At 59.4% G+C, this 5721-nt stretch carries 6 protein-coding genes and 1 pseudogene; 5 read left to right on the top strand and 2 right to left on the bottom strand.

The features are described from left to right. The 5 genes from WB650_RS13310 to WB650_RS13290 form a co-directional block, all read left to right on the top strand. Positions 1–1101, top strand: a 1101-nt coding sequence (locus tag WB650_RS13310; protein WP_423960802.1) for a radical SAM/SPASM domain-containing protein, incomplete at its 5' end; no start/stop codon positions are given. Beyond that, entirely contained in the window at positions 1098–1571 is a 474-nt protein-coding gene (locus WB650_RS13305; RefSeq protein ID WP_422304152.1) for a DoxX family membrane protein, read from the top strand. The genes WB650_RS13310 and WB650_RS13305, both read left to right, overlap by 4 nt. Beyond that, the gene (locus WB650_RS13300; protein ID WP_423960799.1) at positions 1528–2283 is read left to right on the top strand and encodes a glycosyltransferase family 2 protein; all 756 of its coding nucleotides are present in this window, start codon (positions 1528–1530) and stop codon (positions 2281–2283) included. The genes WB650_RS13305 and WB650_RS13300 overlap by 44 nt, the downstream gene beginning before the upstream one ends. Next, positions 2280–2966 carry a TIGR04282 family arsenosugar biosynthesis glycosyltransferase gene (locus tag WB650_RS13295; RefSeq protein ID WP_423960798.1) on the top strand — a complete coding sequence of 229 codons (687 nt, stop codon included), beginning with the start codon at positions 2280–2282 and terminating at the stop codon, positions 2964–2966. Before WB650_RS13300 ends, WB650_RS13295 begins: the two co-directional genes overlap by 4 nt. 206 nt (positions 2967–3172) lie before the next feature. Further along, a complete protein-coding gene (locus WB650_RS13290; RefSeq protein ID WP_423960796.1) occupies positions 3173–4225 on the top strand; it encodes a hypothetical protein in 1053 nt (350 codons plus the stop codon). Positions 4226–4260: 35 nt separating this feature from the next. On the opposite strand, the gene WB650_RS13285 is transcribed toward WB650_RS13290, so the two are convergent. Further along, the gene (locus WB650_RS13285) at positions 4261–5289 is read right to left on the bottom strand and encodes a transglutaminase-like domain-containing protein (RefSeq protein WP_422304156.1); all 1029 of its coding nucleotides are present in this window, start codon (positions 5287–5289) and stop codon (positions 4261–4263) included. Between the two features lie 67 nt (positions 5290–5356). Then, positions 5357–5721, bottom strand: a pseudogene (locus WB650_RS13280) (hypothetical protein); the annotation flags it as partial.

Raw genomic sequence — 5721 nt, 5'->3', positions numbered from 1 at the left:
CTGAGAAATACCGCCCTGTGGTGGATTATTCTGTCCGCAAATGATAGGGCCGAGATGATGGAAAGACCCAGTGGCAATGGTTTTTCGGTTGGCCTCGGGCTCACCAACGAATGCAATCTCGCGTGCGCTCATTGCTATCGCGATACAGGTCGGATCGATCGTCTGTCGCTCGAGGACGTCCGGCGCGTTTGCGAAAATGTGCCCGTTCGGTCGGTGAACCTTGGAACCGGTGAGAACGGACTTCATCCGGAGTTTCACGCGATCCTGCAGTACCTGCGCGACCGCGGCACTACGATCGCGCTGACTTCAAACGGCTACTCGGCGGCGGTCCTGAGCGATGATGAGCTGCGCGCTTTCGCTGATCTCGAGTTTTCCCTGGACTTCGCAACCGAGCGTGAGCAGGATTCCTGGCGTGGTCCGGGGAACTGGCAGCTCGTGCTCGATCAGACGGCGCGGGTTCTGCGACTAGGAGTCTCGGTCACGATTATCGCCGTTATGATGCGGACGAACTATGACAAGCTTGCCGAGATCGGGGCGCTTGCTTCCCAGCACGGGGCAAATTTCAGGGTAAATGTTTATCAGCCTGTCAAAACGGATGCCTTCTCACTCGACTATGAGCAGTTCTGGACTGGCTTTCAGAGGCTGCTGAAATCCTGTCCACTAGCCGTATGCAATGAACCTATCGTGCGCGCGATTCTTGGATTCGACCCTGTATTGGGCGGATGCGGAAAGGGCACCATCCGCGTCACGCCGAAGGGCGAAGTGCTCCCCTGCGTCTATTGGCCGAAGCGGAATGTCGGCCTGGCCGAACTTGAAAAATGGGGAGCCGCGATTGTCGACTCGCCGGCTTTTCGGGAGTTGGATCGAATTCCGCAGTTCTGCGGAAATTGTCGCTTTGTCGAGTCATGCCGCGGCGGCTGTCCGAGTCGCCGGCTGCTCCGGGGAGGATTAGATCTGCCAGATGAGTTTTGCCCCTTCGTCGCGGGAAAGCCTATACCGTCGTTCGCCAGTCGCGCCGGAAGCTCGCGACAATTCCCCAAGGCTGGGAGCGCTTGCACCACCGTGTTCGGCGCGCAAGAGCAAGGGGACCGCAAAGCTTGAGCAAGTCCAGACTGCCCGCCCTCGATCCCGCGCTCGTACTCGCGATACTAAGGGTCGCACTCGGCGCACTTTTCTTGTCGACGTTCTTCGAGAACCTTGGCAAGGACCTATACACCTCCAAAGGATATGCGGGATTGATCCGCTACTACATCCAGTATGGTCACGCGCCCGCACTTTGGAAGCAGGTGATGGGACTTATGGCGGCGCATGCAGCGATCGCCGGCCCTATGCAGGCAGTTCTGGAATCGAGCCTCGGAATCCTGCTTATCATCGGTTTGTTGTCTCGACCTGCTGCGCTGGTGGCATTCGGATTTCTGACTGGCTTATGGCTCTCCGAGTGGGGAATTGGGTGGTACTGGGAACTGTTGATGCCAATGATCGTGGCCGTATCTGTAGCTCTCGGACCGTCGGGCGAGCGCGCAGCCGTTGACGTCGCGCTCGCGCGCCGCTGGCCGCAGCTTCCAATCTGAACCTGTGCGCGTCTCGGTAGTCATTCCTACGTACAACGAAGCCCAATCCATCGGCCTGGTCCTGCGCGATATCCCGAAGGGAATGGTCGAACAAGTGCTGGTCGTCGACAGCGATTCAACCGACGGAACGGCACAGATTGCGCGCCAAATGGGGGCCGAGGTTCTGCAAGAGCCGCGGCGTGGCTATGGTCGCGCGTGTCTCACCGGACTTGCAGCAGTCAATGCCCCAGACGTCGTCGTGTTCCTGGACGGGGATTACAGCGACCGTCCGGCGGAAATGTCGCGTCTGCTGGAGCCGTTGCGGCAAGGCGCTGCTGACATCGTCATCGGCTCGCGACTGGCGGGCGAGCGGATGGCAGGGTCTATGCCTTGGCATGCCGTGGTCGGCAACCGTCTCGCGGCTTGCCTGATCGCTCTTCTCAACGGAGTTCGCCTCACGGATCTCGGTCCGTTCCGAGCAGCACGGTATCAAGCGCTGATTGCGCTCGAGCTGCGAGAATCCACGTATGGATGGCCGGTCGAAATGATCGTGAAGGGCGCGCGGCGGGGACTTCGAATTACCGAAGTACCGGTAAGTTATCATCCTCGGATCGGCTCGTCGAAAATAAGCGGCACCTTCCGAGGCAGCATCGGCGCGGCCTGGGGTATCATCGGCGCTATATTGAAGTATCAACTCTTCGACACCGGCTCCACGCGCGAGAGAAACGTTTGAAACGGCGTTCAGCGAGTGGTGAACGTGCCCTGATCATAATGGCGAAGGCTGCTCGCGTCGGCCACGTAAAAACCCGACTCGCCGCCACCCTGAATGCCGAAGCCGTCATGGACCTCTATAGATGTATGATTGAAGATACCCTGGATCTCGCTCGCGCCGTCTCAACTGACGCACTCGCCATTGTCTGCCCGACTTCAGATGTCGACGATCTCACCAGATGGCTGCCTGCGATCGAAGTCGTTGGACAACAGGGCGAAGGTCTTGCCGCTGGCCTCGTCTCGGCCTTCAGAATCTTCATCGACAGAGGGTACCGCCGCGTGGTCGCTCTCGACGGCGACAGCCCTCAACTGCCGCCGGAGACGCTCGATAAGGCTTTCCAGCTCCTCCACGAGGCGGACGTGGTGGTGGGTCCTACTACTGACGGTGGCTACTACCTCGTAGGTAGTACGACCGCGCAAGCCGAATTGTTTGACACGCAACGGATGGGAACTGGCAGCGCTCTTGATTCGCTGGTGGCAACTGCGCAAGGCCTGGGTCTCCGCGTGGCACTCACCGAAACGGGTTATGACGTCGATGAGCCTGAGGATCTGGCACGGTTGGCCCGTGAGCTCCGCATCTTTCCTCACCGCGCCCGGCGGACGGCCGCGTGGCTCGCCCGCCGGCCGGAGCTACGCGGGTGGTAAAGGACGAGAGCGTCGCACCGGCTGCGGTCCTCAGTTTGGGATTAGTCATCGCAGGTTGCATGGTCGGGATTTCCTTCTTCGATTCAAGAACACACGCGCGCGTATTCGTCGCATGCACTGCGGTGGCAGCTATCGCATATCTGCGAACCACATGGCTCCTCGGCCGGTTTGTGGGGAGAAGCAATCGAGGACTTGCGCTATGCCTTGTGCTGGCAGCGGCATGGCGAGTTCTCCTTCTGCTCAGCCCGCCAACCCTTTCAACCGATGTCTATAGGTACGTGTGGGATGGCAGAATCCAGAGGCTTGGTTACGATCCTTACCTGGTTGTGCCAAGTAACAGCGATGTCCGGCATTTGCACACGGCTGAGACTCTGCTGATGAACCATCCTGATTTCCCGACGCCGTATCCGGCCGTTGCAGAACTTTTTTTTCGTGCGGTCGCATTGGTGGATGACTCAGCGCGCGCGATGAAATCGGCAGCCTTTCTCTGCGATGCTGCCTTAGTCGCCATTCTCCTTTGGTGGCTGTCCGCGTCCCATCGAAGCCGCTGGTGGGTGCTCACGTATGCATGGAATCCCCTGGTCGCACTCGAGGGCGCCGGAAACGGACATGTAGATCTCTTAGGTGCGCTAGCTCTTGTTCTCACCGCTGCTTTGCTGACACGGGGAAGGCGCACAGCTTCTGCTGTTGGGTTCGCGCTTGCGATCGGGGTCAAATTTCTTCCGCTCCCGTTGGCGCCCCTCTTTTGGGGTCGCATCCGTCTTCGTGACGCAGCGTTAGGCGTCGGAATCCTCGCCGCGCTCTATATTCCATTTCTGGGACACGGCCAGTTGCCGCTCGGCTCGCTGGGAGGCTACCTGGTGCGTTGGCGCGTCAACGCACCGGTTTACACAGCGCTCGAGTGGGTCTTTCCGACGAAGGGCCTGGTCGGCGTTCCGGTCGCTCTCGGATTTGCAGTCGCGCTCTGGACTCGCTGGCATTTGGCCGTCGATTCACCGGAGGCCTGGGCCTGGCCTGTGGCAACGACACTGCTCTTCGCCCCGACGGTTTTTCCGTGGTACCTCGTTTGGGTTACCCCGTTCCTTTTCACTCCTCGAGCTCTGCCGCTGGCAGTCTGGACCGTGAGCTCGCTTGCAGTCTACTGGCCACTTCCCGTCTGGGCGACAATGGTAGTTGAATACGGCCCCGTTCTGGGCGTAACTGGCTGGATGTGGGCGCAATCAGCGAGAGCGCGTCGTGCGACGATCTCCACTGTTTGAAACTTCGTCGCAGTTATTCTCGGCGGCCCTTCGAATCACTGGCTGGCCACCTCCCTGTACTCGAACTGGTTTTTGATCTGCTCTTTCGGCAGCGGCTTCCCATCTACCTCGACGTACGGGTAAATCAGGAAATTGACCGGTTCCCCGCTCTGGCGCGGCTTCAGCTCCAGGTCGCGGCCCATCGTGAAGGCAACCCGGTCGGCGTCAAGATGGCCGAAATAATACTGACGCAGTTGTGGATGCTTCCATGCTTCCGACGCGTCGACCGGAACCCACTGGCCACCGGCGTAGAATTCCGCCCAGCAGTGGTAGCCCGGGATTTGACCCGCACTCGGCGAGCCGAGCGGAAAGCCAATCGTGAAGCGCGCTGGAATGCCCCGCGAGCGCGCGATCGCGATGAACAGCGAATGGAAGTCGGTGCAGTTCCCCTTTTTGACGTTGCACGCATAGATAGCGTCGCCACGTCCCCATCCTTTGCCGCTCTTGTCGTAAGACATGTTCGCGATCACATAGTCATAGATGGCCTGGGCCTGTCCGTACGGAGTACCGTCGGCATCGCCCGCCTTGGCGCTCACCAGCTTGATCTGTCCGTCGATAGGCACCAGCCGGTCCGGGCCCAGGTAGCTGTCAAACGCCCTGCCGGTGGGCTCCGGAATGTTCGCCTGCGCCTTCGCCATGTTCGCCGATTCCTCAATGCGCTGCACCTTGAAATGGATCGTCACCGGTATCGAACCCGACGGCGGCGCGGCGGCCGACAGATGCGCAATGCGATTGCCGCCGTGTGGCTGATTCACCACCTCGATATGCGCAGGACTGTCGAAACTGATCGCGCTGACCTGCTGGAATCGGTCTTCTCGCGGCAGCGGGATCCAGGCCTCAACCCGATGAGCTTTCGGATCGATTCCGGTGATGTCTGTATGATAGGTGAACTCCACCTGTCGCACCTTTGCAGGCGGAGGTGCGGATTGTGTTTGCGCGTTGGCGCTTAACAAATCGACGTTCACTATTGTCAGCGCGAACGCGACCGCGACCAACAGGTATTTGTGGGAGCCGGGGGTTGCCATCAAACCTCTCCTTTGAAAAGCAGTGTCCGACAATCACCAATTGCCATCGACACCAAGAGGCTACCTCTTATTTCGCGTTAATCCACGTATCCGACCCCACCATCCTGACGGCTACATCCGAAAAGAAGAGTTGTATCGGCTTACCGTCCGCCGTTCCGCGATGCTCCGTCGAGAAAAGGAGAGGGCCAGCTTTCTTGTAGCCCGCCCAAGTCACTGTAACCAGAGCCGGCACCGGGCTTTTTGATGACCCCCGATGGTAGACCATTTCTTTGAGTCGGTTGTCAGGCGCGACGTACAGATCCCAGGTATCTCCGGGCGTGTAGCCGCCGTTCGGATATTTCACCGTCACCAGCTTCGCCGAACCATTTCCCAGCGGCAGTTTTTGTATGCCCATGTCCTGCACATTGGCGCCTGAAGAATCCCAGTAAATAT

It is taken from the genome of Binatus sp. (SeqCode) (assembly GCF_049584895.1).
GTDB lineage: Bacteria > Desulfobacterota > Binatia > Binatales > Binataceae > Binatus.
This window is presented reverse-complemented; position numbering and strand designations above follow the sequence as displayed.

Bases quoted from the DNA above. Each gene is read 5' to 3' on its own strand.
- WB650_RS13285 (WP_422304156.1), bottom strand. From the start codon at position 5,289: ATGGCAACCCCCGGCTCCCACAAATACCTGTTGGTCGCGGTCGCGTTC.